Origin of the sequence: Pseudomonas sp., assembly GCF_041601375.1 — a bacterium.
In the GTDB taxonomy this organism is placed as follows: domain Bacteria; phylum Pseudomonadota; class Gammaproteobacteria; order Pseudomonadales; family Pseudomonadaceae; genus Aquipseudomonas.
On record NZ_JBFIIG010000004.1, the window covers coordinates 24,222 to 49,659 of the forward strand.

A 25,438-nucleotide genomic window follows, 5' to 3' on the forward strand; every position below is an offset into this window, starting at 1 on the left:
GGCTACGCCGTCAAGGGCCCGGCCCGCCGGGTGCCGGGGTTACCGAGCGGATACCAGCCCAGCAACGACCCCAGACTCCCCGGCACCCGCAGCAACTGCGCGGCCAACTCCGCCCAGTCACCCTGGCGCCAGGATCAGGCCAGCAGCCACAGGTGGCTACGCAGGTGATCGACGAAGCGCGGCTGGCCGAGGATATGGGCGCGTTCTAGATGCCATAGCTCGGCCAGCGGATCGATGCCGCACTGCAGGCAGGCCTGGCGGTATTCGTGCTGGAAGGTTTGGTTGCGGGTCATTGCGCTCGCTCCATTGCAAGGGGCCGCCAGTCTGCAACCGAGGGGCGGCCTGCAGGTCAAACGCAGCCTGCCAAGCACGACAACTCAAACCAGCTGCGGCGTGCTGCGCGCCACCAGCGCCTCGACGTCGATGCCGCGCGGCAGGGTGCCATAGACCCGTCCGCCGTCGCCCAGGCGGCTGGCGATAAAGGCGTCGCTTACCTCGGCGTTGCCGGCTTCCAGCAGCAGCTTAGCCTGCAGGGCCAGGGCCACGTCTTCGGTCAGTTGGCGGGCGCGGTACTGGATGTCGGCGCTGTCGCTGAAATCCGCCTGGAGTTTGTCGATGTGCTTTTTCAGCCGGGCATCGCCATGGCCGTCGCCCAGCTCGGCGAACAGTGCATCGAGCACGCCCCGCTCCTTCGACAGCGCGCGCAGCACGTCCAGGCACTGCACGTTGCCGGAGCCTTCCCAGGTCGAGTTGACCGGTGCCTCGCGGTACAGGCGCGGCAGGATGCTGTCTTCGACGTAGCCGGCGCCGCCCATGCACTCGGCGGCCTCGTTGATCATGGCCGGCGCGCGCTTGCAGATCCAGTACTTGCCGACCGCAACGACCAGGCGGGCGAGCTTGTCTTCCTGCGGGTCTGCGGCGTGGTCCAGGGCCTTGCCCATGCGCAGGGTCAGGGCCAGGGCGGCTTCGCTTTCCAGGGCCAGGTCGGCCAGGACGTTCTGCATCAGCGGTTGTTCGTTGAGCACGCGGCCGCCGACCTGGCGGTAGGCGCAGTGATGGGCGGCCTGGGTCAGGGCCTGACGCATCAGGGCACTGGAGCCGACCATGCAGTCGAAGCGGGTCAGCGCGACCATTTCGATGATGGTCGGCACGCCGCGCCCCTCCTCGCCGACCATCCAGGCCAGGGCGCCGCGGTACTCGACTTCGCTGGAGGCATTCGACCAGTTGCCCAGCTTGCTCTTCAGGCGCTGGATATACAGCTCGTTGCGCGTGCCGTCCGGGCGATGGCGCGGCAGCAGGAAGCAGGTCAGGCCCTTGTCGGTGTAGGCCAGGGTGAGGAAGGCGTCGCACATGGGCGCCGAGCAGAACCACTTGTGGCCGACCAACTCGTAGGCCTGGCCGGGTCCGCCTGCGCCGACCGGATAGGCGCGGGTGGTGTTGGCGCGCACGTCGGTGCCGCCCTGCTTCTCGGTCATGGCCATGCCGATGGTGGCGCCGGTTTTCTGCTCGATCGGCAGGTTGCGCGGGTCGTACTGGGTGGAGAGGATCTTCGGCAGCCAGATTTCCGCGATATCCGGCTGCAGCCTCAACGCCGGCACGCTGGCGTAGGTCATGGTCAGCGGACAACCGCTGCCGGCTTCGGCCTGGCTGTGCAGGTAGCTCATGGTGGCGCGGGCGACCTGGGCGCCGGGGCGCGGGTCGGTCCAGGGCTGCGAGGGGATGCCGTGCTCGATGGCCGCGGCCATCAGCTGATGATAGGCCGGGTGGTACTCGACCAGATCGATGCGCCGGCCATAGCGGTCGTGGCTCTTGAACTGCGGCTTGTTCTCGTTGGCGAGGAAGCCCGCGGCCATCAGCTCGCCACCGGCCAGGGCGCCATAGGCGGCGATGCGCGCCTCGGCCCAGCCGCCGCCGAAGCGTTTGTTCCACTCCTGCAAGGGCAGGTCGGCGCGGTACAGGTTGACGCCGTCCAGCGGCGGCACCTGGTTGAACACTTCATGGGTTTCGGCATGCTGACTGGCATTCATGACTGTGGCTCCTTTTCGGGCAACGGGGCGCCAACGGCGCGTAGACAGAAGGTGACCAGGCCCTGGCTGACGTCACTCAGGCTGGGGGCGGGATAACCCGCTTCGCGGGCGGCGCGAGCCGGAGGTGACAAGGGACCGACCAGGGCTTCGGCGATGGCGCCGACCAGGCAGGCGGCGGTCAGGCCGAGATGGCTGACGCGGAACACCCCGGCGGCGTTGCCTTCCTCGAGCAGCTCGCCGAACGACTCGGCATAGGCCTCACGGAAGAGCAGACGCTGCTCGTCGACCTGCGGCTCGACCGGCTCGGCGATCAAGGCGAAGGCCAGGCGCCGGCTGTGCCAGGCCCGCGCGGCGAACTGCTGCAAGCCGGCGGCCAGGCGCTCGGCGGGTGGTCCCGGGGCGCGCAGGGTCTGCAGCAGCGCCTCGAGTTCGCCCTGGCTGGCAATCGCGAAGACTTCGGCGGCCAATTCGCCCTTGTTGTGAAAATGGCGGTACAGGCTGCCGGTGGCGATGCCCACGTCCTCGGCCAGCGCCTGCATGGTCAAGGCGGCGAAACCACCATCGGCGACACGGGCCAGGGCACTGGCGAGGATCCGCTCGCGCAGCGCTTGATCGCGGTCGATACGCAGGGCGCTGGTGCGATACGCCATGATCTGAATCCTGATTCATTAATTGCGTTCAGTGAATCATGCTTCAGAGCTTGCGCAAAGGGGCATTTCGGCCAAGGGAGAGGGCGAGCCGGGCGCAGCGGGCATCCGTACTCCGGATCAACCGCGGAACGCGGTGCAATCCGGGAAAGCTATCCCGGATTGCGCTGGCGCTCATCTGGCTACGAGGGCCAATCGGCCTTTCCACTCAGCCGACGCGGCACAGCACCCAGTCGTGCAGCAGGCCGCGCAAGGCCTCGAACTTCACCGGTTTGGCCAGGTAGTCGCTCATGCCGGCGGCCAGACAGCGCTCGCGATCGCCGCTGTGGCTGTGAGCGGTGATCGCCAGCACCGGCAATTCGGCGCAGCCCGACAGGGTGCGCAGCGCCCGGCAGGTGGCGAAGCCGTCCATCACCGGCATCTGGCAATCCAGCAGGACCGCATCGACCGGCTCGCGCCGCAGCACCTCGAGCGCCTCGGCGCCGTTGTCGGCGGTACGCACGCGGTAGCCCAGCTTGAGCAGCATGCCGCGGGTCACCAACTGATTGATCGCGTTGTCCTCGACCACCAGCACCGTGCACTGCCCGGGACTGCGCGCGACCCGGGCCTGCGCCCGCGCTTGCGGCACAAGCGCGGGCTGCGCGGCTACCGGACGCGGCAAGGCCAGCGGCACATGCAGCTGAAAACGGCTGCCCTGGCCGGGCTGCGACTCATGGCTGAGGCTGCCGCCCTGCAGGTCGACCAATTGCCGACAGATTGCCAGGCCGATACCCAGGCCACCGTATTCGCGGGTCATGGAGCCGTCCAACTGATGGAAGCGCTGATACAGCGACGTCTCCTGCGGCTCCTTGAAGCCCACGCCGGTGTCGATCACCTCGATGCTCAGCGGCAGGCTATCGGCTACCGTGCCGGCGCGTCTGACCCGCAGGCGGATCTCGCCGCGGGCGGTGAACTTGACGGCGTTGTCGAGCAGATAGCCGAGGCTCTGTGCCAGCTTGCCGGCATCGCCATCGAGGGTATCGGGCAGGCTTTCGTCCAGCTCCAGGACGAAGCGCAGGCCCTTGTCCTCGGCCCGCGCGGCGTACTGCGCGCGCAAGCCGTCGAGCAACCCGCGCAGGCTGAACGGCTCGCGCCGCGGGTAGAGCTTGCCGGCCTGCAACTCGCTGAGGGCGAGGATGTCGTTGACCATGCGCATCATGTCCCGCGCCGAACCGGCGGCGGTCTTCTGGTACTGCGCCAACTCGGCATCCAGGTTGAGGGTATCCATCAGTTCCAGAGAGCCGATCACCCCGTTCATCGGCGTGCGCAACTCGTGGGTAACGCTGGCGAGGAATTCGTCTTTGAGCCGGTTGCTGTTGGCCAGTTCCTGGTTCAGCGTCTCCAGCTTGCGCCCACTGTCCTGGAGAATCCGCGTGCGCTCCTCCTTCATCGCGTTGATCCGGTCGGCCAGGGCCAGCGACAGCAGGCCGACCTCCAGCGCCGAGCCGATCTGGCTGGCGTACATGGTCAGGAACATATTGGGCAGATAGCCGAGCACCATCAGGCTGTTGATCGCGCCGCCGAGCAGGAAGGCGCTCCAGGCGATGATGAAGTAGCGCGCCACGCGCATGCCGCGCAGCCAGGCCAGAACCCCGGCGACGAACACCACCACGGTGAACAGCAGCGCCAGGTAGGTGGCCAGGCGCAACGACAGCGCATAGCTGACGGTCAGCGCCAGGACCATCACCCCGGCACCGCTGGCCATCATCACCAGCAGCGTGCGGTCGACCCAGGGGCTGTGCTCGGCGGTGTGCAGGAAGCTGCGCGCGAACTGGCAGCCGAACAGCGCGGCCGAACCGATCAGAAAGGGCGTCGCGGCATTCGCCCACCAGGGGTTGTCGGGCCAGAAATACTCGATGCCGGCGCCGTTGACCGAGACCTGATAGAGGCCGAACGAGGCGATATAGAGGATGTAATAGAGGTAGCTGGCATCCCTGACGCTGAGGAAGATGAACAGGTTGTAGATCAGCATCACCAGCAGCACGCCGTAGATGATGCCGAGCACGTAGATACGCGCGGGCTGCTCTTCCAGGTAGGCATTGGGCGCCCACAGGCTCAGCGGCGCCTGGATCGAGCCCTGACTTTGCAGGCGCAGATAGACGCGCTGCGACTGGTGCGGCTGCAGGTCGAGTTCGAACAGGTAGTTATGGTGCTTGATCTGCCGGCTGATGAAGGGCAGCGAGTCGCCGGTGCGCTGGGCCAGCCGGAATCTGCCCTGGGCGTCCGGCAGGTACAGATCCAGCCGATCCAGCGGCGGATAGGCCAGTTCCAGCAACCAGGGCTGCGGCCCGTCCAGCCGCTGTGGTCGATACTCCAGATCCAGGCGCAGCCAGAATACCGAACGGGAATAACCGGCATTCAGGACCGGCTTGTCATGCTGACGGAAGCTCGCCTGCAGGGCCGACGAGGTGACTTCGTCGATAGTCGCATCGCCGCGGACATCCTCGAACACCTGCATGGCCTGGCCAAGCGGCAGCATGCGGGTATGTTCATCGAAGACCACGGCAGAGGCGCAGAGCGGCCAGACTGCGAACAGAAGAATCAGGAGGTAGCGCATGCGGACCCACGAAGGCAAAGTCGGGAAAAGTCGGGATGCGCCGGAGAGCCCTCCTCTCCTGACTGACGCCGCCTCGCCTACCCGGTCATATGAATGGCCGTCACTCTAGCACAGGCCTTGCGGGGGAAAACGACGGCTGGCGCAAACAGCGTGGACACGCATGCAGGGCTCTGGAACAGGCACCAGAGGCCAACCTCGGCGCAGCCCGCTTAGACCGTGGGAAAGCTGCCGCTACGATCAGGATTCCCAGCGGCGAGCGGCGCGGTTTGACTCGATAACCGCGCCCACCTGCGCGGTTCAATCGGGGCCGTTTAATGCTAAGCTCGCGCACCATGAAAAACCCTACTTCCCGCCCCGTAGTGCTCTGCTTATCCGGTCACGACCCCAGTGGTGGCGCCGGCCTGCAAGCCGATATCGAAGCCCTGCTCGCGCAAGGCTGCCACGCCGCCCCGACGGTCACCGCGCTGACCGTGCAGGACACGGTGAATGTCGCCGACTTCCGCGTACTCGATCGCGACTGGGTACTGGCCCAGGCCAATGCGGTGATCGCCGATCTGCCGATCGCGGCCGTCAAACTGGGCATGCTCGGCTCGGTGGAGATGGTCGAGACCGTGCTGCAGATCATGCAAAAGCTGCCGGGCATCCCGCTGGTCTGCGACCCGGTCCTGCGCGCCGGCGGCGGTGGCGCCCTGGGCAAGGATGAAGTCGGCTACGCCATGCGCGAACGCCTGTTTGCCGTCGCCACCATCGCCACACCGAACCTGCCGGAAGCGCGCATCCTCGCCGAGCTGCCGGACGGCACGGCCGATCAGTGCGCGGAGAAGCTGCTGCCCCATGTCCGCCACCTGCTGATCACCGGCGGCCACGGCGACGAACAGCAGGTGCACAATCGCCTGTATTGCCGCGACGGCAGCCGTCACACCTTCACTTGCCAGCGCCTGCCGGGCAGCTACCACGGCTCCGGCTGCACCCTGGCCAGCGCCCTGGCCGGCCGCCTGGCCCTCGGCCAGGAACTGGTCAGCGCCGTGCAGTTCGCCCTCGACTACACCTGGCGCACCCTGCGCGACGCCGAGCAACCCGGCCACGGCCAGCACATCCCGCGCCGCCTGCCGCTGGATGCTGATTAATAGAAAGCAGCCGATGGAGCGCTTCCGATGAAACTGCGTGGCCTGTATGCCATCACCAACAGCCAACTGCTGGCTGACGGCAAGCTGCTGCCCTACGTCGAGGCCGCCCTCAAGGGCGGCGCGACGCTACTGCAATACCGCGACAAGTCGACCGACGACGCCCGCCGCCTGCGTCAGGCCGAAGCCCTGCGCGAGCTGTGCAATCGCTACGGCGCCGGCCTAATCATCAACGACGACGCCGAACTGGCCGCACGCCTCGGCGTCGGCCTGCACCTGGGCCAGAGCGACGGTTCGCTGTCCGCCGCCCGCGCCCTGCTCGGGCGCCAGGCGATCATCGGCGGCACCTGCCATGCCCAGCTCGAGCTGGCCGAGGCCGCTGCCAAGGAAGGCGCCAGCTATGTCGCCTTCGGGCGCTTCTTCGACTCCAACACCAAGCCCGGCGCCCCCAGCGCCACGCTCGAACTGCTGGATGAGGCGAAAAGTCGCATCGGCCTGCCGATCGTCGCCATCGGCGGCGTGACCCTGGACAATGCCGCCCTGCTGATTGCCCGTGGCGCCAGCATGGTGGCGGTGATTCACGCCCTGTTCGCCGCCGGCTCGGCCGCCGAAGTCGAGCGCCGCGCCCGCGCCTTCAGCGCCCTGTTCGCCACCCCTTAACCGATTTGCGGGGCGGCCCGATTCGCCCCGACTCGCTATTTGAGAGGCCCTGCCATGTCCCGCTCCGAAATTCTCTTCGCCCACGCCCAGAAGCACATCCCCGGCGGCGTCAACTCGCCGGTGCGCGCCTTCAAGAGCGTCGGCGGCACGCCACTGTTCTTCAAGCACGCGGCCGGCGCCTATGTCACCGACGAGGATGACCGGCGCTACGTGGACTACGTCGGCTCCTGGGGCCCGATGATTCTCGGCCACAGCCACCCGGACGTGCTCGATGCGGTGCGCCGCCAGCTGGAACACGGCCTGTCCTACGGCGCACCGACCGCCATGGAAACCGAGATGGCCGACCTGGTCTGCGCCCTGGTGCCGTCGCTGGAGATGGTGCGCATGGTCAGTTCCGGCACCGAAGCGACCATGAGCGCGATCCGCCTGGCCCGCGGCTTCACCGGCCGCGACAGCATCATCAAGTTCGAAGGCTGCTACCACGGCCATTCCGACAGTTTGCTGGTCAAGGCCGGCTCCGGCGCCCTGACCCAGGGCGTGCCTAGCTCGGCCGGGGTGCCGGCGTCTTTCGCCAAACACACCCTGACCCTGCCGTTCAACGACCTCGAAGCGGTCGAGCAGATGCTCGCCGAGGTCGGCCAGGAAGTGGCCTGCATCATCGTCGAGCCGGTGGCCGGCAACATGAACTGCGTACCGCCGGCGCCGGGCTTCCTCCAGGGCCTGCGCGAACAGTGCGACAAGCATGGCGTGGTGCTGATCTTCGACGAAGTGATGACCGGCTTTCGCGTCGCCCTCGGCGGTGCCCAGGCGCATTACGGCGTGACCCCGGACCTGACCACCTTCGGCAAGATCATCGGCGGCGGCATGCCGGTCGGCTGCTTCGGCGGCAAGCGCGAGATCATGTCCTGCATCGCCCCGCTCGGCCCGGTCTACCAGGCCGGCACCCTGTCCGGCAACCCGCTGGCCATGGCCGCCGGCCTGACCACCCTGAAGCTGATCAGCCGCCCGGGCTTCCATGCCGAGCTGAGCGACTACACCGCGTGCATGCTGCAGGGCCTGCAGGATCGCGCCGATGCCGCCGGCATCCCCTTCGTCACCACCCAGGCCGGCGGCATGTTCGGCCTGTACTTCAGCGGCGCCGACGACATCGTCACCTTCGACGACGTGATGGGCAGCGACGCCGAGCGCTTCAAGCGCTTCTTCCACCTGATGCTGGATGGCGGCGTCTACCTGGCCCCCAGCGCCTTCGAAGCCGGTTTCACCTCCATCGCCCACGGCCAGACGGAACTGCAGATCACCCTGGACGCGGCCGAGCGCGCCTTCGCCGAGCTGAAGAAAAGCTGATGCAGTACAGCACTGTCCTGTCCGGCGGCATGCTGGCGCTGGCCTGCCTGGCCTGCGCCGTCACCATCGGCAAGGCGCGCCAGCGCTACGCCGAGGCCGATCAGCCGGCGCTGTTCTGCGCCCTGCTCGGCTTTCTCCTGGCGGCTGCGGCGGCGGTCGCCGCCGTCGGCGACCCGAACTGGCAGGCCGCCCACCTGTGGCTGAGCCAGGCCAGCAGTTTTCTCGGCCTGCCGCTGCTTGGCGCGGCCGCCCTGACCCTGGGCCGCGGCTGGGCCTGGAGCCGACCGAACTGGGGCCGCGTGGTGCTGGGGCTGTGCGCCTTCTTCGAGCTGTTCCGGCAGATGAATCTGCTGGAGGACTACCGCCTGCTGCTCAACCTGGCGAGCCTGCTGCTGATTGTCTATGCCGGCGCCATCCAGTGGCCGCGACGCGCCCCGGCAGGCGCCGCGATGGCGGCTGCCGGCCTGTTCCTGCTGGCCACACTGGCGCTCGGCGGCGAGGGGTTTGCCGGCCCGTTGCGCCGCATCGACCTGCTGCATGCCCTGCTGACACCGGCCTACCCGCTGCTGGCCTGGCTGCTGCTGAGCCTGCCGGGCAACAGCGAAGATTGCGCCGACGGAGAAAACCCCGTAAAGACTTTGTAAGAACGCCACTGGTTATTTCATAATGCCAACGCCGACCCGCCTTGTCGGCCGGGTTCGACCCCGCACCGCTTCCCGAGGAACACGGATTTCCATGAATTGCACCGGCCGCACCCTATCGCTGGGCTGCCTGCTGCTTCTTCTGCCGCTGCTCGCGTTTGCAGGCGGCAACACCCTGCTGATCCCCGCAACCGGCAGTTGCTCGCTGAATACCGCTGCCGAAGACCTGCCCGACGCACTGGCCGCCTGCCAGCAAGCGGCGCAGAACGGCGACCCGCAAGCCGAATACGAACTGGGCGAATTCTTTTACGACGGCCAGCGCGCGCCGCGCGATCTGACGCAAGCGCTGCACTGGTTCGAACAGGCCTCGCTGCAAGGTCATGCCCAGGCGCAATACCGCCTGGGCATGATGTTCTTCCGCGGCGAAGGCGTACCGGCGAACAACGTGCAGGCCTATATAGTGCTGAAAATGGCGTCGGTGAATGGCTCGGACGAAGCCATGGACAGCGCCGACCTGGTCGCGGAGCGCATGCAGCGCGAGGAACTGGAAATCGCCAGCCAGGTGCTCGGCGAGATATTCCGCAACTACCTGCTGGAACTGCAGGCCGCCGACAGCCAATCGCCGTTCGCGCCGCTGCCGTAGCTGCCGGAGGCAGCAGCGGCAAGCTTCAAGCCATAAGCTGCAAGTAAAAGCGAGCTCGCCTTACTTATTTGTCCGGCATCGGCATGGGGAACGGCATGACGTTGCCGCCACCCTTGGCCTCGCTGATCTTCGGCGTGCCCAGGCGCTCGACCTCGTCGATACGAATGATCGCGTGCATGGGCAGGAAGCTGCGCACCACGCCGTCGAACTGGGCCTTGAGTTTCTCTTCGCTGGGATCGACCACCACCTGGGTGCGCTCGCCGAAGACGAACTCCTCCACCTCCAGGAAGCCCCACAGATCGCTCTGAAAGATCTGCTTGGCGTACATTTCGTACACCTGGCCCTGGTTGAGGAAAATCACCTTATAGATGGGTTCGCGCTTGCTCATGGATGGGAGTCTAGACTGGAGAGAAAATAAGAGGGCGCAAATCATAGCACAAGACTGCCGGCTGCAAGTCCAGCCGGACTCGCTTCCCTCTACCCGGAATGCATGCAGGTCAGGCGACCTATGGTCAACTTTCCGACTCCGCCTTCCACTTGATATTGCAGCCGATACTGGGCACCTGCGCAATATCGACGGGCCGGCCGGCGAGGTGCAGTTCCAGGGCCTGACGCAGATCTTTGCCGCTGACCGGAATATCGCTGCCGGGACGCGAGTCGTCGAAGCGTCCGCGATAGATGCACTGCAGATGCTCGTCGAACAGGAAGAAATCGGGGGTGCAGGCCGCGCCATAGGCTTTCGCCACCTGCTGCGTTTCATCGTAGAGGTAGTGAAACGGATAGTTTTTGTCGCGGGCTCTTTGCGCCAGCTTGGGCGGGCTGTCTTCGGGATAACTCTGCGCATCGTTGGCCGAGATGGCCACCACCCCGAGCCCTTGCGGCATGAAGACCCTGGCCAGATCGAGCAGCGCATCCTCCACGTGCCTGACGAAGGGACAGTGGTTGCAGATAAACATCACCAGGGTAGCCTTTTCGCCCTGCACGTCGGCGAGGGACACCGGCTTGCAGCTGAGCGGCTCGGGTAACGTGAAATCCGGCGCCGAAGTACCCAGGGGCAGCATGGTCGAGGGAGTCAATGCCATTGCGCCATCCTCCTTATTAAAGAATATTTGCTTCACCATTGGACCGGCGACAACCCGCTCCGCCGGCATGCCGCGAGCAGAACCTCGGTTCGCTGGCCACTCCTGCAAGGATAGGCCGATCTGCGCCTGACGGGCTTTTTCGTCTAGCCTTCCAGCGCCTAGCGCTTTTCTCGACCCTGGCGTCGCCCTATAATGCGCGGTTCTTCGAACCATCCTTTTGAGCGCGCATGACCAAGAAGCTTTATATCGAAACCCACGGCTGCCAGATGAACGAGTACGACAGCTCGCGCATGGTCGACCTGCTGGGCGAACATCAAGCCCTGGAAGTTACCGCACGCGCCGAAGATGCCGACGTGATCCTGCTTAATACCTGTTCGATCCGCGAAAGGGCCCAGGACAAGGTGTTCTCCCAGCTGGGCCGCTGGCGCGAGCTGAAGCTGGCCAACCCGGAGCTGGTGATCGGCGTCGGCGGCTGCGTGGCCAGCCAGGAAGGCGCGGCTATCCGCGACCGCGCGCCCTATGTCGACGTGGTCTTCGGCCCGCAGACCCTGCACCGCCTGCCGGAAATGATTGCCGCCGTGCGCAGCACCAAGCTGCCGCAGGTGGACATTTCCTTCCCCGAGATCGAGAAATTCGACCGCCTGCCCGAACCGCGGGTCGACGGCCCCAGCGCCTATGTCTCGGTGATGGAAGGCTGCAGCAAGTACTGCACCTTCTGCGTGGTGCCCTACACCCGTGGCGAGGAGGTCAGCCGGCCACTGGACGACGTCCTCGCCGAAGTGCTGCACCTGGCCGAAAACGGCGTGCGCGAAGTCACCCTGCTCGGCCAGAACGTCAACGGCTACCGCGGCGACACCGCAGAGGGTCAGCTCGCCGATTTCGCCGAACTGCTCTATGCCGTGGCCGCCATCGACGGCATCGACCGCATCCGCTACACCACCAGCCACCCGCTAGAGTTCTCCGATGCACTGATCCAGGCCCACGCCGAGATCCCCGAGCTGGTGAAATACCTGCACCTGCCGGTGCAGTCGGGTTCCGACCGCATTCTCGCGGCCATGAAGCGGGGTCACACCGCTCTCGAGTACAAGTCGCGCATCCGCAAGCTGCGCGCGGCGGTGCCGGACATCCTGATCAGCACGGACTTCATCATCGGTTTCCCCGGCGAAACCGAGAAAGACTTCGAGCAGACCATGAAACTGATCGAGGAGGTCGGCTTCGATTTCTCCTATTCCTTCGTCTACAGCGCCCGCCCCGGCACTCCGGCGGCGGAGCTGAGCGACGACACCCCGGAAGAGCTGAAAAAGCAGCGCCTGGCGATCCTGCAACAGCGCATCAGCCAGCAAGGCGCCGAAAACAGCCGACGCATGGTCGGTACGGTGCAGCGCATCCTGGTCAGCGATTACTCGAAAAAGGATCCCGGCATGCTCCAGGGCCGCACCGAGAGCAACCGGGTGGTCAACTTCCGCACCGACAACCCGCGCCTGATCGGTCAGTTCGTCGACGTGCATATCGACGACGCCCTGCCCAACTCGCTCCGCGGCAGCCTGCTCGGCGAATGAACGGCCCCACGCTGCACGGGGGCGCCGCTTGCAGCCCGTGCGGGGCAGCGCCAATTTCAGCCGCAACCCGAACCACAGCAAGCGATGCTAAAGTCGCAGCAGTCCGAGCTTTCCCGCGCGCACTGCTAGCGGTATTCTTCGCTTCACTACCCCAGCCGACTGGCGGCCATTAAACGACCTTGAACGCACCCATAGAACCCCATCGTTTTATCCTCGAGCCCTTTGAAGCTCGCCGCTTTGCCAGTCTCTGCGGGCAATTCGACGAGCACCTGCGCCTGATCGAACAGCGCCTGGCCATCGAGATCCGTAACCGTGGCAACCAGTTCGAACTGATCGGCGCGCCGGAGCAGACCAACTCCGCCGAACAACTGCTGCGCCGCCTCTACCGCGAAACCAAAAGCACGGAGCTGTCACCGGACAAGGTGCACCTGTTCCTGCAGGAATCCGGTATCGAGGAGCTGGCCAACCCCAACGCCGAACCCAGCATCGCCCTGCGCACCCGCAAGGGCATGGTTCGTCCGCGCGGGGTCAACCAGCAGCGCTACGTCAAAGCCATCCTCGAGCACGACATCAACTTCGGCATCGGCCCGGCCGGCACCGGCAAGACCTACCTGGCGGTGGCCTGCGCGGTGGATGCCCTGGAGCGCGAGCAGATTCGCCGCATCCTGCTGGTGCGCCCGGCAGTCGAGGCCGGCGAGAAGCTCGGCTTCCTGCCCGGCGACCTGTCGCAGAAGATCGACCCCTACCTGCGTCCGCTGTACGACGCGCTCTATGAAATGCTCGGCTTCGAGCAGGTGGCCAAGCTGATCGAGAAGCAGGTGATCGAGGTCGCCCCCCTGGCCTACATGCGCGGGCGCACCCTGAACAACAGCTTCATCATCCTCGACGAGAGCCAGAACACCACCCTGGAACAGATGAAGATGTTCCTCACCCGCATCGGCTTCGGCTCCACCGCGATCATCACCGGCGACATCACCCAGGTCGACCTGCCGCGCGGCACCAAGAGCGGCCTGACCCACGTGATCGACGTGCTGCGTGACGTGCCGGGTATCAGTTTCACCCATTTCAAGCCCAAGGACGTGGTGCGCCACCCCCTGGTCCAGCGCATCGTCGAAGCCTACGAGCGTTACGACGACCGGGTTCACGGCAAGCTGATCGACGAGCCGGACAACGGCAATGCTTGAGCTGGACCTGCAAGTCGCCAGCGACGCCGCCAACCTGCCGAGCGAGGCGCAGTTTCGCGCCTGGTGCGAGCTCGCCCTGCGCCAGCGTAGCGCCGATTCCGAGCTGACCATCCGCCTGGTCGATGAAGCCGAAGCCCGCGCGCTCAACCATACCTACCGCCAGCGCGACTACGCCACCAACGTGCTGTCCTTCCCCGCCGACGTCCCGGATGAAATGCTGGACATCCCCCTGCTCGGCGACCTGGTGATCTGCGTGCCGGTGCTCGAGCGCGAGGCGCTCGAGCAAGACAAAACCCCGGAGGCGCACTGGGCGCACTTGGTGATCCATGGCTGCCTGCACCTGCTCGGCTACGACCACATCGACGATGCCGAAGCCGAGGAAATGGAAGCGCTAGAACGCACACTGCTCGCCGAGCTGGGTCATCCCGACCCTTACGCCGACGACAAATAGCAAGTAATTGCCCATCAGCAAGGATCCCGAGTAACCCCCATGAGCGAAGACCGATCGAGCAACGAGCCAAAGTCCTGGTTGAACAAACTGACCCAGGCTTTTGCTCATGAGCCGAAAAACCGCCAGGAACTGCTGGAAGTACTGCGCGAAGCGCACCAGAACAAGCTGCTCGACAGCGAAGCGCTGGCCATCGTCGAAGGCGCCATCCAGGTCGCCGACCTGCAGGTTCGCGACATCATGGTCCCGCGTTCGCAGATGATCAGCATCAGGGCCAACCAGACGCCCAAGGAGTTCCTGCCCGCGATCATCGACGCCGCCCACTCGCGCTATCCGGTGATCGGCGAGAGCCTGGATGACGTGATCGGCATCCTGCTGGCCAAGGACCTGTTGCCGCTGGTACTGCTGGACGAACAGCCGAGCTTCAACATCAAGGATGTGCTGCGCCCGGCCACCTTCGTCCCCGAGTCTAAGCGCCTCAACGTGCTGCTGCGCGAGTTCCGCGCCAACCACAACCACATGGCCGTGGTGATCGATGAATACGGTGGCGTGGCCGGCCTGGTGACCATCGAAGACGTGCTCGAGCAGATCGTCGGCGACATCGAGGACGAGCACGATGTCGAGGAAGACAGCTACGTCAAACCCCTGCCCAGCGGCGATTTCCTGGTCAAGGCGCTGACCCCGATCGACAGCTTCAACGAATCCTTCGACACCCAGTTCTCCGACGACGAGTTCGACACCGTCGGCGGCCTGGTGATGAGCGCCTTCGGCCACCTACCCAAGCGCAACGAGGTGACCGAGATCGGCGAATTCCGCTTCCGTGTGCTCAACGCCGACAGCCGCCGCATCCACCTGCTGCGCCTGACCCCACTGGTGCGCTGAAGCTCTGCCTTGGTAGGCGCCAGGGGACGCCTAGACGCTCCCTGGCGCCTACAACTGCTGTATTCGCCGCCACCAGTCTTCCCCCTCCCCGCATTCCGCTCTACCCTTGCGCCACCCCCAATCCAAGGATCGGCATTCAATGCACTGGATAACTCGCTCCGGCTGGCCGGGCAACCTGATCGCCCTGGCGGCCGGCGCCATCACCCCACTGGCGCTGGCGCCGTTCGACCTGTGGCCGTTGGCACTGCTCTCGATTGCCCTGTTTTATCTCGGCCTGCGCGACCTCAACCCACGCCAGGCGGCGTGGCGCGGCTGGTACTACGGCTTCGGCCTGTTCGCCGCCGGTACCAGCTGGGTCTACGTCAGCATCCACGACTACGGCGCCGCCTCACCGGCCCTGGCGGCCTTCCTGACCCTCGGCTTCGTCGCCGGCCTCGGCCTGCTGCTGGCCCTGGCCGCCTGGCTGTGGGCGCGCTGGTTGCGCCGCAGCGAAGCGCCGCTGGCCGATGCCCTGGCCTTCGCCGCCCTGTGGCTGGCCCAGGAAGCCTTCCGCAGCTGGTTCCTCACCGGCTTTCCCTGGCTCTACGCCGGCTACAGCCAGCTGGACGGGCCACTGGCCGGACTCGCGCCCGTTGGCGGGGTATGGCTGCTGTCCTTCGTCCTGGCCTTGAGCGCGGCGCTGCTGGTCAACCTGGCGCAACTGCGCGCGCGCAAGGCCTTCCTCGCCACCGCCATAGTGCTGCTGGCCGGCCCCTGGGCCGCCGGCCTCGCCCTCCAGGGCCACGCCTGGACTACGCCTGCCGGTGAACCGCTCAAGGTCGCGGCCATGCAGGGCAATATCGAACAGAACCTGAAGTGGGATCCGGCCCAACTCAACGCCCAGCTGGCGCTGTACCGCGACCTGAGCTTCGGCGCCGAACCGAGCGACCTGATCATCTGGCCGGAGACCGCGGTGCCGGTACTCAAGGAGCAGGCCAGCGGCTACCTCGACGCCATGGACCGCTTCGCCCGCGAACGCCAGGCCGCACTGATCACCGGCGTGCCGATCCGTCAGGCCAATGCGCGCGGCGAGCCGCGCTACTACAACGCCGTCAGCGTGTTCGGCCAGGGCGCTGGCGACTACCTCAAGCAGAAACTGGTGCCCTTCGGCGAGTACGTCCCCCTGCAGGAAGTGCTGCGGGGGCTGATCGCCTTCTTCAACCTGCCGATGTCGGACTTTGCCCGCGGCTCGGCCGAGCAGCCGTTGTTGCAGGCCAAGGGCTACAAGATCGCCACCTTCATCTGCTACGAAGTGGTCTACCCGGAGTTCGCCGCCGGGCTCGCCGCACAGAGCGAACTGTTGCTGACGGTGAGCAATGACGCCTGGTTCGGCCGTTCTATCGGCCCCCTGCAGCACCTGCAGATGGCCCAGATGCGCGCCCTCGAAGCTGGGCGCTGGATGATCCGCGCGACCAACAACGGCATGACCGTGCTGATCGACCCCTTCGGCCGGATCACCGAGCAACTGCCACAGTTCGAACGAGGCGTGCTCTATGGCGAGGTGGTGCCCATGCAACAGCTCACGCCGTACCTGTACTGGCGCGGCTGGCCGCTGCTGATCCTCTGCGCCCTGCTGCTCGCCTGGGCGCTGCTGGCCGCACGCATGGCCAGGACGCTGTAGCGGCCAATTGGACGCGCTGCCAGCGCAGGCAGGCTGCGGATCCGGCAGCCTGCTTTCGTAGCCGGATAAGCCTTGGCGCAACCCGGGATCGCGGCGACCCCGGATTGCGCTGCGCTTGTCTACGGCTGCGCTTACGGTTGACCGTAGACCAGGGGATAGATCAACAAGCCCAGCGCCTCATTGAGCAACAGACTGCTCTGCCACAGCGCCTTGCTTTCCGGCAGCCAGCCGCCGGCCGGACGGCCGTTGGCCACGCCGAGAAAGCCAACCGGCGCGCTCACCACCTGAAAACCCGCCTGTTCGAAACACCAGCGCGCCCTGGGCATATGCCAGGCCTGAGTGACCAGCAGCACACGCCTGACCCCGTCCTTGTGCAGCAGTTCGGCACTGCGGGTCGCGTTCTCCCAGGTCGTACGGCTCGTCTCTTCCTGCCAGCGCACCGGCAGGCCGTAATCGCGTGCCAGCACCTCGGCCATCAGGGCGGCCTCGCTGGGCGGCTGGCCATAATGCAGGCCGCCGCTGAGCGCCAGCGGCAAGCCCGAGGCCCTGGCCAGACGTGCGGCATAGCGCAGGCGCTCCAACGCCATCGAGCTGGGCTGATCGCCGCCCCAGCCCGGATCACCCCGCTCGCGCCCGCCACCGAGCACGACAATCGCCTCCACCTGCTGCGCCAGGTCGACCCAGCGCGCCTCGGCCAGCGCCGGCTCAGGCTCCAGCAGACGCGCCGACCATTCCACCGCGACCGGCAGGCTCATCACCCACAGCCCGCAGAGCGCCAGGCCGAAACAGGCGGCGGCCGCCCGCGGAAACCGCTTGCGCACCCACCAGGCGAGCAGCAACGCGAGCAGAAACACGCCCGGCGGCAGCAACAGTTGTTTGAACAGGTAACGAATAGCCATCGGACACCTCCCGGGTGTCCGGCAGCCTAACGGGGATCGCTCGCCCGGAACAGCTGCGAGCCACACGACGGACACGCCTGCACACTCTGCCCTGGGCGCCAGTTGGCCACCTCGCCGCAGAGCGCGCAACAGAGCCGTACCCGGCGCTTGACCAGCGGCTTGATCTTGGCCAGGGGCTTGCCCGCCACCCTCGGCGTGGCACGATTGATCTTGGCTGCGCGCGCGGGCCAGTGTTCGATCACCGCCAACTCCTCGGCCGCGGCATGCCAGCCACGCAACCAATTCAGGTCATGATCCAGGTAGGCGCGAATCAACTCCAACTCGGCCGCGGTCAGGTCGCGCAATTCCACTTCATTCGGCGTCTTGGCAGACAGGCGCGACATATTGTCGGCTTCGTCCAGCGCCACTGACAGGCGCTGCAACAACCGTTCATACAGACCCGCCGACGCCTCTGTGCGTCGCAATTCAGACATCCAGTCACCTCATGCCGGACTCCACCGCCCGGCTTATATATCAAGCTTAGCGGCAGCCTCCGAAGCGGCCCGACGCCGCGACAAACGGCGATGCATCGGCCCTGGCGCCTGCCGTGCAGTGCAATCAGGGTTTCCCTCAGTTGCGGGGGGTCATGTATGCTACGGCGTTTCCCGAACAGGCTGTGTGCGAGCATCGCGAGCGAAGATCGGGCAAGGCTGGGCAGGCACGAAAGCGCTCATTTACCTCCGGTAAACGCATTTTCAGCCGGCTGCCCACCCCGCCTAGTCGAACGCCGCCGTTTTCACCGCGTCTGTGTAAGCCCCACTCCCCAGCGCCAGTAGCCATGCACGAACAGTATCAGCCACGCGAAATCGAAGCCGCCGCGCAATCCCACTGGGACTCGCAAAAATCCTTTGTAGTGAGCGAACAGCCAGGCAAGGAAACCTTCTATTGCCTGTCGATGTTCCCCTACCCCAGCGGCAAGTTGCACATGGGCCACGTGCGCAACTACACCATTGGCGACGTGATCGCCCGCTATCAGCGCATGCTCGGCAAGAACGTGCTGCAGCCCATGGGCTGGGACGCGTTCGGCATGCCGGCGGAAAACGCCGCGATGAAGAACAAGGTCGCGCCTGCCAAGTGGACCTACGAAAACATCCAGTACATGAAGACCCAGCTGAAAAGCCTGGGCCTGGCCGTCGACTGGTCGCGCGAAGTGACCACCTGCAAGCCGGACTACTACCGCTGGGAACAATGGCTGTTCACCCGCCTGTTCGAGAAAGGCGTGATCTACCGCAAGAACGGCACCGTCAACTGGGATCCGGTGGACCAGACCGTACTGGCCAACGAGCAGGTCATCGACGGCCGCGGCTGGCGCTCCGGCGCGGTGATCGAAAAACGCGAAATCCCCATGTACTACTTCAAGATCACCGCCTACGCGGAAGAGCTCTTGAGCAGTCTGGACGACCTGGATGGCTGGCCGGAACAGGTCAAGACCATGCAGCGCAACTGGATCGGTAAATCGCGCGGCATGGAAGTCAGCTTTCCCTATGACCTCGCCAGCATCGGCGAGAGCGGTGCACTGAAAGTCTTCACCACCCGCCCCGACACCCTGATGGGCGCGACCTACGTCGCGGTGGCCGCCGAACACCACCTGGCGACGCTTGCCGCGCAGAGCAACGCGGAATTGCAAGCCTTTATCCACGAATGCAAAAGCGGCAGCGTGGCCGAAGCCGACATCGCTACCCAGGAAAAGAAAGGCCTGCCCACCGGGCTGTTCGTCGAGCATCCGCTGACCGGCGAGAAGCTGCCGGTATGGGTCGCCAACTACGTGCTGATCCACTACGGCGACGGCGCGGTCATGGCCGTACCGGCCCACGACGAACGCGACTTCGAGTTCGCCCACAAGTACGACCTGCCAATCAAGCCGGTGATCCGCACCAGTGCCGGCGATGAAACCCCGGCGCCCTGGCAGGACGCCTATGGCGAGCACGGCAGCCTGATCAACTCCGGCGACTTCGACGACCTGGATTTTCCGGGAGCCTTCGACGCCATCGAAGTCGCCCTGCAGAAGAAGAACCTCGGTCAATCGCGCACCCAGTTCCGCCTGCGCGACTGGGGCATCAGCCGCCAGCGCTACTGGGGCTGCCCGATCCCGATCATCCATTGCGACAGCTGCGGCGACGTGCCGGTGCCGGAAGACCAGTTGCCGGTAGTGCTGCCCGAAGACGTAGTGCCGGACGGCGCCGGTTCGCCGCTGGCGCGCATGCCGAACTTCTACGAATGCAGCTGCCCGACATGCGGCGCGCCGGCCAAGCGTGAAACCGACACCATGGACACCTTCGTCGAGTCGTCCTGGTACTTCGCCCGCTACGCCTCGCCGCAGTACAGCAAAGGCATGGTCGACCCGGCTGCCGCCAACCACTGGCTGCCGGTGGATCAGTACATCGGCGGTATCGAACACGCCATCCTGCACCTGCTCTACGCGCGCTTCTTCCACAAGCTGATGCGCGACGAAGGCCTGCTCGACTCCGACGAGCCGTTCAAGAATCTGCTGACCCAGGGCATGGTGATCGCCGACACCTATTACCGCACCCTGGCCAACGGCGGCAAGGATTGGTTCAACCCGGCCGACGTCGACATCGAGCGCGACACCAAGGGCAAGGTCATCGCCGCCAAGCTGAAAAGCGACGGTCTGCCGGTGGAAATCGGCGGCACCGAGAAGATGGCCAAGTCGAAGAACAACGGCGTCGACCCGCAGGCGATGATCGATGCCTTCGGTGCCGACACCTGCCGGCTGTTCATGATGTTCGCCTCGCCACCGGACATGAGCCTGGAATGGTCGGACTCCGGCGTCGAGGGTGCCAACCGCTTCCTGCGTCGCGTCTGGCGCCTGACCCAGGCCCATGTCAACGCCGGGCTGCCGGGCACGCTCGACAACGCCGCCCTGAGCGATAGCCAGAAAGAGCTGCGCCGCGCCATCCACCTGGCGATCAAGCAGGCCGGCGTCGATATCGGCCAGCACCACAAATTCAACACCGCCATCGCCCAGGTGATGACCCTGATGAACGTGCTGGAAAAGGCCGCCCAAGACACCGAACAGGATCGCGCCCTGCTCCAGGAAGGCCTGGAAAGCGTGGCCCTGCTCCTGGCCCCGATCACCCCGCACATCAGCCACCAACTGTGGCTGGAACTCGGCCACCAGGGCGCGATCATCGACGCCCAGTGGCCGGCAGTGGATGAGTCGGCGCTGGTGCAGGACAGCCTGCAGTTGGTGATCCAGGTCAACGGCAAGTTGCGCGGCCACATCGACATGCCAGCTGCGGCCACCCGCGAGGAAGTCGAAGCGGCGGCACGGGCCAACGAAAACGTAGTGCGCTTCACCGAAGGCCTGAGCATCCGCAAAGTGATTGTGGTGCCGGGCAAGCTGGTCAACATAGTCGCCAACTAAATAGTCGCCAACCGACAAAGCTCGATGCGCCCGCAAGTCGGCGCGTCGAGAGGTTGGCCAAGGGGATAGCAAAGATGATCAAACGGAATCTGTTGGTAATCGGCCTCGCTGCGCTGCTCGGCGCCTGCGGCTTCCAGCTGCGCGGCACCGGTGACGTCCAGTTCGCCCTCAAGGAACTCGATGTCAGCGCGCGCAACGCCTATGGCGACACGCTCAAGCAGGTGCGCGAGGTGCTGCAGGACAACGGCGTGCGCGTCTACCCCGGCGCTGCCTATCACCTGGTGCTGAGCGACGAGCAGGAAAACCAGCGCACCGCCAGCTACACCAGCTCGGCACGCACTGCCGAATACGAACTGACCATGACCCTCGATTACGAGATTCGCGGCGCCCAGAACCTGCTGCTGACCAGCAACCAGCTGGAAGCGCAGAACTTCTACGCCCAGGACGGCAACAACCTGGTCGGTTCCGACCAGGAAGCGGTCCAACTGCGCAGCGAGATGCGCCGCGAACTGGTGCAGCAACTGGTGCAGCGCCTGCAACAGGTCACCCCGGCCCAGCTCGACCAACTGCAACAGACCGCCGAAGCCAAGGCCAAAGCCGAAGCCGATGCCCTGGAAGCCGCGCGCCAGCGTACAGCCGCCCAACCGCAGCAGTCGCCCGTGCAACTGCCGCCCCCCAGCCAATAGACCGGCCGGGGTCGCAGCCGCGGCCCCGCCTGTTAGCGCCCGATGAAACTCAATCCCGCACAACTCGGCAAACACCTCCAGGGCAACCTGGCGGCGGTGTATGTGGTCAGTGGCGACGAACCGTTGCTGTGCCAGGAAGCCTGCGACGCGATTCGTGCCGCCACCCGCGAGCAGGCGTTCAGCGAACGCCAGGTATTCAACGCCGACGCCAGCTTCGATTGGGGCAACCTGCTCCAGGCCGGCGCCAGCATGTCGCTGTTCGCCGACAAGCGCCTGCTGGAGCTGCGCATGCCCTCCGGCAAGCCCGGCGACAAGGGCGCGGCGGCGCTGCTCCAATACCTGGCGCGCCTGCCGGAAGACACCGTGCTGCTGATCAGCCTGCCGAAACTCGACGGCAGCACGCAGAAGACCAAGTGGGCCAAGGCCCTGATCGACGGCCCGCAGTGTCAGTTCGTGCAGATCTGGCCGGTGGATGCCCAGCAACTGCCGCAATGGATTCGCCAACGCCTGGCCCAGGCCGGCCTCAGCGCCAGCCAGGAAGCGCTCGAGATGATCGCCGTGCGGGTGGAAGGCAACCTGCTGGCCGCCGCCCAGGAAATCGAGAAACTCAAGCTGCTCGCCGAAGGCGGCCAGATCGAGGTCGGTACCGTGCAGGCTGCCGTTGCCGACAGCGCCCGCTTCGACGTGTTCGGCCTGATCGATGCGGCGCTCAATGGCGAAGCCGCCCACGCCCTGCGCATGCTCGAAGGGCTGCGCGGCGAAGGGGTCGAGCCACCGGTGATTCTCTGGGCGCTGGCCCGCGAAATCCGCCTGCTCGCCACCATCGCCCAGCAATACGGCCAGGGCATGCCGCTGGACAAGGCCTTCAGCTCGGCACGTCCGCCGGTCTGGGACAAGCGTCGCCCGCTGGTCAGCAAGGCCCTGCAACGCCTTTCCGCCGCACGCTGGGCCGCGCTCCTGCAAGACGCCCAGCACATCGACGCACAGATCAAGGGTCAGGCCGTCGGCGACCCCTGGAACGGTCTGAGCCTGCTGACCCTGAGCCTCAGCGGACAACGCCTGCGCCTGGCCGGCGATAGCGGCCGATAACCCCCGCCCAGCGACCGCCTCCACGGGGCGGGACATCCCGAACCCGACCAGCGCTGCGGCTGCCCACTGGACATTTTTTAACCAGCGGATCATCATTCACGCACCCGCGCGTCGCGGGCCGCCAATGAGGAGCCAGCATGGCCAAACACCGCAAGCAGCGCCCGAACAAGGCCAAATCCCTGATCGCCCAGCCGCTGTTCCGCTGTCGCCAGGAAAAGCCCGGCAAAGGCAAAGGCAGCTACCGCCGCGAAGCCTCCCAGCACAACTGGGAGGCTTCGGTCCTTCTGGTCGCCTGAAACCCCGCTGCGGCCCGCCTGCAAGCCCAACCGTGCTAAGGTAGCGACCTGCAAAAACGCCCTGAGACCACCATGCCTAACCTGCTAATTCGCGGCCTGAGCCACATCGCCTCGGCCTGCCTCCTTCTGCTCCTGACGGCCTGTGCCGAAGCGCCCGCGCAAGCGCTGGCCACTGCAGCCGACAGCCCGAGCAGCATCCCGAACAAGCAGCTCGAGTCGGCAGCTGCCGCCGCCAAACTCAGCTTCGCCGACTGGCGCGCCCTGCTGCGCAGCGACGCGATCGCCGCCGGCATCGACCCAGCGCTGTTCGACCGCGCCTTCGCCGACCTCAGCCCCAATCCCGACGTACTGGCCGCCGACAGCAGCCAACCGGAATTTACCCGGCCGGTATGGGAATACCTCGATGGTGCGGTTTCTCCCCTGCGCCTCGCCCGCGGCCAGAGCCTATTGCTGCAGCACGGCAACACCCTCGCGCGCATCGAAACACGCTATGGCGTGGACCGGCAGACCCTGGTGGCGATCTGGGGCCTGGAGAGCAACTTCGGCAGCAATATCGGCAATCACAACGTGATCCGCTCGCTCGCGACCCTGGCCTATGAGGGTCGCCGCCAGGTGTTCTGGCGCAGCCAGCTACTCGCCGTGCTGCAGATCCTCCAGCATGGCGACATCACCCCGGAACGCCTGGTCGGCTCCTGGGCCGGCGCCATGGGCCAGACCCAGTTCATGCCCACCACCTACAACGAACATGCCGTGGATTTCGACGGCGATGGTCGCCGCGACCTCTGGAGTTCCTCGGCTGACGCCCTGGCCTCGGCCGCCCATTACCTGCAGGCCTCAGGCTGGCAGAAAGGCCAGCCCTGGGGCTTCGAGGTGCGCCTGCCGCAGGCCTTCGACTACAGCCTGGCCGACCCGGAAGTACGCCGCAGCCTGGCCGAATGGACGGCGCTGGGCGTCGAACCGAGCACTCCGCCAGCCCGGCACCTCGCCACCGACACAATGGCCACCCTGTTGCTGCCGGCCGGTCATCGCGGCCCGGCCTTCCTGCTGCTGGGCAACTTCCGCAGCATCCTCAAATACAACAACTCGACCTCCTACGCCCTGGCCATCGGCCTGCTGGCCGACGGCCTGAACGGTGGCACCGGGGTACGTGCCGCCTGGCCTCGCGAGGAGCGCCAACTGGGACGCAGCGAGCGTATCGAGCTGCAGAAACTGCTGGCGCAGAACGGCCTGGAGCCAGGAGCGGCAGACGGCATCATCGGCGCCAACACGCGCAAGGCCGTGCGCGCCTTCCAGCTGCAGCTGGGCTGGCCAGCCGACGGCTACCCGACCCAGGAGCTGCTGGTGCGACTGCGTTCACCGCTCTGAGCGAACCTGGCCGAGCTATTCGGCCAGACTCTGCCCCGAGCCGCCCATCTCCGCGGGCAGATCGCGCAGCTTCGGCAGCCCATCCCTGATCGGCAGCACCGCCTCCTGATAATGCACGTGCAGCGTCGGCCAGTACGTCAGCAGCGGACGTCTGGTCTGGGGGCGGTCGCAGTAGGCGGGAGTTTTTCACAGCCTCTCAGCCTTGCCGCGAGTCGCCGCGCAGATAGGCCAGCCAGTACACCCCGGCGACCAGCAGGGTGCCGCCGACGATATTGCCCAGGCTCACCGCCACCAGGTTGCGCCCAACCCCGCCGAGCGACACGGCGCCGTCCAGGGCCAGGCCATAGGGCAGAAAGAACCAGTTGGCGATCGAGTGCTCGAAACCGATGGTGACGAAGGCACCGATGGGCAACAGGATGGCCACTATCTTGTCGCAGACACTGCGCCCGCCCATCGCCAGCCATACCGCCAGGCACACCAGGACATTGCTGAGGATACCGCGGGAAAAGGCCTCGAGCAGCGACAACTCGGCCTTGCTCCGCGCGATCTGCACAGCCGTCTCGCCGACGCCGCCGCCGCCCATGCTGGCAATGTCGGCCCAGATCACCAACAGCACCGTGCCCAGGCAACCCAGGACATTGCCGAGATAGACCAGCCACCAGTTGCGCAGCACCGCGCCGGTGCTGATCAGCTTGCTCGCCCAGGCCATCGCCAGGAGGTTGTTGCCGGTGAACAATTCGGCACCGCCGACCACTACCAGCACCAGGCCCAGACCGAAACTCAGGCCACCGAGCAAGCGGGTGACGCCAAAGCCCAGGCTGCTGTCGCTGATGACCACGGTGAAGAACAACGCCCCCAACGAGATGAACGCGCCCGCCAGCAGCGCCAGCACAAACAGGCTCAAGGTATCCGCACGCGCCTTGGCCACCCCCATCTCCTCGACCCGGCGAGCGATCTGCCGCGGCTGATAGGCGTCGGCAAACAGATGTTCTTCCGCCATGAGCGTTCAACCCTCCCCGCGTTCGCCACCCTCTTCGAGCCCATCCGCCTGAACCCATCCGCCATGAGTCTAGTCACTCGAGGCCAAGCCAGCGGCGTAAATTCGAAGCGGTCCGTCCTCTTTTGAAGCCGACCTGGAGCGCACGGCGCTCGCCGGACCGAACAGTCAGCTCTGTGATAAAC

Annotated in this window: 23 protein-coding genes and 1 pseudogene; 15 read left to right on the forward strand and 9 right to left on the reverse strand. The window is 65.9% G+C overall.

Annotation, left to right across the window (positions count from 1 at the left end):
• Positions 1-2 precede the first annotated feature (2 nt).
• The 4 genes and pseudogenes from ABZE94_RS01300 to ABZE94_RS01315 all read right to left on the reverse strand — a co-directional run bounded on the left by ABZE94_RS01300 (position 3) and on the right by ABZE94_RS01315 (position 5,270).
• Positions 3-293 (reverse strand): annotated as a pseudogene (locus ABZE94_RS01300) (DUF3703 domain-containing protein).
• An 84-nt stretch (positions 294-377) separates the two neighbouring features.
• On the reverse strand, positions 378-2,027 hold the full coding sequence (locus ABZE94_RS01305; protein WP_372873728.1) for an acyl-CoA dehydrogenase family protein: 1,650 nt from the start codon (positions 2,025-2,027) through the stop codon (positions 378-380).
• Positions 2,024-2,677 (reverse strand): TetR/AcrR family transcriptional regulator, encoded by a 654-nt coding sequence (locus ABZE94_RS01310; protein ID WP_372873729.1) that lies wholly within the window; start codon positions 2,675-2,677, stop codon positions 2,024-2,026. Before ABZE94_RS01310 ends, ABZE94_RS01305 begins: the two co-directional genes overlap by 4 nt.
• Before the next feature lie 205 nt (positions 2,678-2,882).
• Positions 2,883-5,270 carry a 7TM diverse intracellular signaling domain-containing protein gene (locus ABZE94_RS01315; RefSeq protein WP_372873730.1) on the reverse strand — a complete coding sequence of 796 codons (2,388 nt, stop codon included), beginning with the start codon at positions 5,268-5,270 and terminating at the stop codon, positions 2,883-2,885.
• Between the two features lie 332 nt (positions 5,271-5,602).
• Here ABZE94_RS01315 and ABZE94_RS01320 point away from each other — a divergent pair, with 332 nt between their 5' ends.
• The 5 genes from ABZE94_RS01320 to ABZE94_RS01340 all read left to right on the forward strand — a co-directional run bounded on the left by ABZE94_RS01320 (position 5,603) and on the right by ABZE94_RS01340 (position 9,682).
• Positions 5,603-6,397: a hydroxymethylpyrimidine/phosphomethylpyrimidine kinase gene (locus tag ABZE94_RS01320; protein ID WP_372873731.1), complete on the forward strand. Its 795-nt coding sequence runs from the start codon at positions 5,603-5,605 to the stop codon at positions 6,395-6,397.
• 27 nt (positions 6,398-6,424) lie between these two features.
• Positions 6,425-7,054 (forward strand): thiamine phosphate synthase, encoded by a 630-nt coding sequence (gene thiE, locus ABZE94_RS01325; RefSeq protein ID WP_372873732.1) that lies wholly within the window; start codon positions 6,425-6,427, stop codon positions 7,052-7,054.
• Between the two features lie 54 nt (positions 7,055-7,108).
• Positions 7,109-8,398, forward strand: a complete 1,290-nt coding sequence (gene hemL, locus ABZE94_RS01330; protein WP_372873733.1) for a glutamate-1-semialdehyde 2,1-aminomutase — start codon at positions 7,109-7,111, stop codon at positions 8,396-8,398.
• Positions 8,398-9,042, forward strand: coding sequence for a hypothetical protein (locus ABZE94_RS01335; protein ID WP_372873734.1), 645 nt, complete (start codon positions 8,398-8,400; stop codon positions 9,040-9,042). Before hemL ends, ABZE94_RS01335 begins: the two co-directional genes overlap by 1 nt.
• Positions 9,043-9,133: 91 nt before the next feature.
• Positions 9,134-9,682 (forward strand): tetratricopeptide repeat protein, encoded by a 549-nt coding sequence (locus ABZE94_RS01340; protein WP_372873735.1) that lies wholly within the window; start codon positions 9,134-9,136, stop codon positions 9,680-9,682.
• A 64-nt stretch (positions 9,683-9,746) separates the two neighbouring features.
• Here the strand turns inward: ABZE94_RS01340 and ABZE94_RS01345 are convergent, their stop codons facing one another.
• Together ABZE94_RS01345 and ABZE94_RS01350 are read right to left on the reverse strand one after the other, a co-directional pair.
• A complete protein-coding gene (locus ABZE94_RS01345) occupies positions 9,747-10,070 on the reverse strand; it encodes a DUF1820 family protein (RefSeq protein ID WP_079204654.1) in 324 nt (107 codons plus the stop codon).
• Between the two features lie 124 nt (positions 10,071-10,194).
• A complete protein-coding gene (locus ABZE94_RS01350; protein WP_372873736.1) occupies positions 10,195-10,764 on the reverse strand; it encodes a thioredoxin family protein in 570 nt (189 codons plus the stop codon).
• A 227-nt stretch (positions 10,765-10,991) separates the two neighbouring features.
• Here ABZE94_RS01350 and miaB point away from each other — a divergent pair, with 227 nt between their 5' ends.
• The 5 genes from miaB to lnt all read left to right on the forward strand — a co-directional run bounded on the left by miaB (position 10,992) and on the right by lnt (position 16,497).
• On the forward strand, positions 10,992-12,323 hold the full coding sequence (miaB, locus tag ABZE94_RS01355; protein ID WP_372873737.1) for a tRNA (N6-isopentenyl adenosine(37)-C2)-methylthiotransferase MiaB: 1,332 nt from the start codon (positions 10,992-10,994) through the stop codon (positions 12,321-12,323).
• Between the two features lie 179 nt (positions 12,324-12,502).
• Positions 12,503-13,507 carry a PhoH family protein gene (locus tag ABZE94_RS01360; RefSeq protein ID WP_372873738.1) on the forward strand — a complete coding sequence of 335 codons (1,005 nt, stop codon included), beginning with the start codon at positions 12,503-12,505 and terminating at the stop codon, positions 13,505-13,507.
• On the forward strand, positions 13,500-13,958 hold the full coding sequence (gene ybeY / locus ABZE94_RS01365; RefSeq protein WP_372873739.1) for an rRNA maturation RNase YbeY: 459 nt from the start codon (positions 13,500-13,502) through the stop codon (positions 13,956-13,958). Before ABZE94_RS01360 ends, ybeY begins: the two co-directional genes overlap by 8 nt.
• A 39-nt stretch (positions 13,959-13,997) precedes the next feature.
• A complete protein-coding gene (locus ABZE94_RS01370; protein WP_372873740.1) occupies positions 13,998-14,837 on the forward strand; it encodes an HlyC/CorC family transporter in 840 nt (279 codons plus the stop codon).
• A 139-nt stretch (positions 14,838-14,976) separates the two neighbouring features.
• Positions 14,977-16,497: an apolipoprotein N-acyltransferase gene (gene lnt, locus ABZE94_RS01375; protein WP_372873741.1), complete on the forward strand. Its 1,521-nt coding sequence runs from the start codon at positions 14,977-14,979 to the stop codon at positions 16,495-16,497.
• A gap of 131 nt (positions 16,498-16,628) precedes the next feature.
• Here lnt and ABZE94_RS01380 read toward each other — a convergent pair whose 3' ends face one another.
• Positions 16,629-17,396, reverse strand: a complete 768-nt coding sequence (locus ABZE94_RS01380) for a YdcF family protein (protein ID WP_372873742.1) — start codon at positions 17,394-17,396, stop codon at positions 16,629-16,631.
• Positions 17,397-17,422: 26 nt separating this feature from the next.
• Positions 17,423-17,869 (reverse strand): hypothetical protein, encoded by a 447-nt coding sequence (locus ABZE94_RS01385; protein WP_372873743.1) that lies wholly within the window; start codon positions 17,867-17,869, stop codon positions 17,423-17,425.
• Between the two features lie 344 nt (positions 17,870-18,213).
• On the opposite strand from ABZE94_RS01385, the gene leuS reads away from it, so the two are divergent.
• The 5 genes from leuS (at position 18,214) to ABZE94_RS01410 (ending at position 24,256) form a co-directional block, all read left to right on the forward strand.
• Positions 18,214-20,820 carry a leucine--tRNA ligase gene (leuS, locus tag ABZE94_RS01390; protein ID WP_372873744.1) on the forward strand — a complete coding sequence of 869 codons (2,607 nt, stop codon included), beginning with the start codon at positions 18,214-18,216 and terminating at the stop codon, positions 20,818-20,820.
• A gap of 74 nt (positions 20,821-20,894) precedes the next feature.
• Entirely contained in the window at positions 20,895-21,506 is a 612-nt protein-coding gene (gene lptE, locus ABZE94_RS01395) for an LPS assembly lipoprotein LptE (protein ID WP_372873745.1), read from the forward strand.
• 42 nt (positions 21,507-21,548) lie between these two features.
• Positions 21,549-22,595, forward strand: a complete 1,047-nt coding sequence (gene holA / locus ABZE94_RS01400; protein WP_372873746.1) for a DNA polymerase III subunit delta — start codon at positions 21,549-21,551, stop codon at positions 22,593-22,595.
• A gap of 137 nt (positions 22,596-22,732) precedes the next feature.
• On the forward strand, positions 22,733-22,891 hold the full coding sequence (gene arfA, locus ABZE94_RS01405; protein WP_372873747.1) for an alternative ribosome rescue factor ArfA: 159 nt from the start codon (positions 22,733-22,735) through the stop codon (positions 22,889-22,891).
• 72 nt (positions 22,892-22,963) lie between these two features.
• On the forward strand, positions 22,964-24,256 hold the full coding sequence (locus ABZE94_RS01410) for a lytic murein transglycosylase (protein WP_372873748.1): 1,293 nt from the start codon (positions 22,964-22,966) through the stop codon (positions 24,254-24,256).
• A gap of 196 nt (positions 24,257-24,452) precedes the next feature.
• Here the strand turns inward: ABZE94_RS01410 and ABZE94_RS01415 are convergent, their stop codons facing one another.
• Complete coding sequence (locus ABZE94_RS01415) at positions 24,453-25,256, reverse strand: formate/nitrite transporter family protein (RefSeq protein WP_372873749.1); 804 nt, start codon at positions 25,254-25,256, stop codon at positions 24,453-24,455.
• Between the last annotated feature and the right edge of the window lie 182 nt (positions 25,257-25,438).

What these genes read in the sequence shown, in the direction of transcription:
- ABZE94_RS01370 (WP_372873740.1), top strand. Translation starts at nt 13,998, where the DNA reads ATGAGCGAAGACCGATCGAGCAACGAGCCAAAGTCCTGGTTGAACAAA.
- ABZE94_RS01320 (WP_372873731.1), top strand. Translation starts at nt 5,603, where the DNA reads ATGAAAAACCCTACTTCCCGCCCCGTAGTGCTCTGCTTATCCGGTCAC.
- ABZE94_RS01380 (WP_372873742.1), bottom strand. Translation starts at nt 17,396, where the DNA reads ATGGCTATTCGTTACCTGTTCAAACAACTGTTGCTGCCGCCGGGCGTG.
- ABZE94_RS01415 (WP_372873749.1), bottom strand. Translation starts at nt 25,256, where the DNA reads ATGGCGGAAGAACATCTGTTTGCCGACGCCTATCAGCCGCGGCAGATC.
- ABZE94_RS01410 (WP_372873748.1), top strand. Translation starts at nt 22,964, where the DNA reads ATGCCTAACCTGCTAATTCGCGGCCTGAGCCACATCGCCTCGGCCTGC.
- leuS (WP_372873744.1), top strand. Translation starts at nt 18,214, where the DNA reads ATGCACGAACAGTATCAGCCACGCGAAATCGAAGCCGCCGCGCAATCC.
- arfA (WP_372873747.1), top strand. Translation starts at nt 22,733, where the DNA reads ATGGCCAAACACCGCAAGCAGCGCCCGAACAAGGCCAAATCCCTGATC.
- ABZE94_RS01385 (WP_372873743.1), bottom strand. Translation starts at nt 17,869, where the DNA reads ATGTCTGAATTGCGACGCACAGAGGCGTCGGCGGGTCTGTATGAACGG.
- ABZE94_RS01350 (WP_372873736.1), bottom strand. Translation starts at nt 10,764, where the DNA reads ATGGCATTGACTCCCTCGACCATGCTGCCCCTGGGTACTTCGGCGCCG.
- ABZE94_RS01310 (WP_372873729.1), bottom strand. Translation starts at nt 2,677, where the DNA reads ATGGCGTATCGCACCAGCGCCCTGCGTATCGACCGCGATCAAGCGCTG.
- holA (WP_372873746.1), top strand. Translation starts at nt 21,549, where the DNA reads ATGAAACTCAATCCCGCACAACTCGGCAAACACCTCCAGGGCAACCTG.
- hemL (WP_372873733.1), top strand. Translation starts at nt 7,109, where the DNA reads ATGTCCCGCTCCGAAATTCTCTTCGCCCACGCCCAGAAGCACATCCCC.
- miaB (WP_372873737.1), top strand. Translation starts at nt 10,992, where the DNA reads ATGACCAAGAAGCTTTATATCGAAACCCACGGCTGCCAGATGAACGAG.
- lnt (WP_372873741.1), top strand. Translation starts at nt 14,977, where the DNA reads ATGCACTGGATAACTCGCTCCGGCTGGCCGGGCAACCTGATCGCCCTG.
- lptE (WP_372873745.1), top strand. Translation starts at nt 20,895, where the DNA reads ATGATCAAACGGAATCTGTTGGTAATCGGCCTCGCTGCGCTGCTCGGC.
- ABZE94_RS01335 (WP_372873734.1), top strand. Translation starts at nt 8,398, where the DNA reads ATGCAGTACAGCACTGTCCTGTCCGGCGGCATGCTGGCGCTGGCCTGC.
- ABZE94_RS01340 (WP_372873735.1), top strand. Translation starts at nt 9,134, where the DNA reads ATGAATTGCACCGGCCGCACCCTATCGCTGGGCTGCCTGCTGCTTCTT.
- ABZE94_RS01345 (WP_079204654.1), bottom strand. Translation starts at nt 10,070, where the DNA reads ATGAGCAAGCGCGAACCCATCTATAAGGTGATTTTCCTCAACCAGGGC.
- ABZE94_RS01315 (WP_372873730.1), bottom strand. Translation starts at nt 5,270, where the DNA reads ATGCGCTACCTCCTGATTCTTCTGTTCGCAGTCTGGCCGCTCTGCGCC.
- ybeY (WP_372873739.1), top strand. Translation starts at nt 13,500, where the DNA reads ATGCTTGAGCTGGACCTGCAAGTCGCCAGCGACGCCGCCAACCTGCCG.
- thiE (WP_372873732.1), top strand. Translation starts at nt 6,425, where the DNA reads ATGAAACTGCGTGGCCTGTATGCCATCACCAACAGCCAACTGCTGGCT.
- ABZE94_RS01305 (WP_372873728.1), bottom strand. Translation starts at nt 2,027, where the DNA reads ATGAATGCCAGTCAGCATGCCGAAACCCATGAAGTGTTCAACCAGGTG.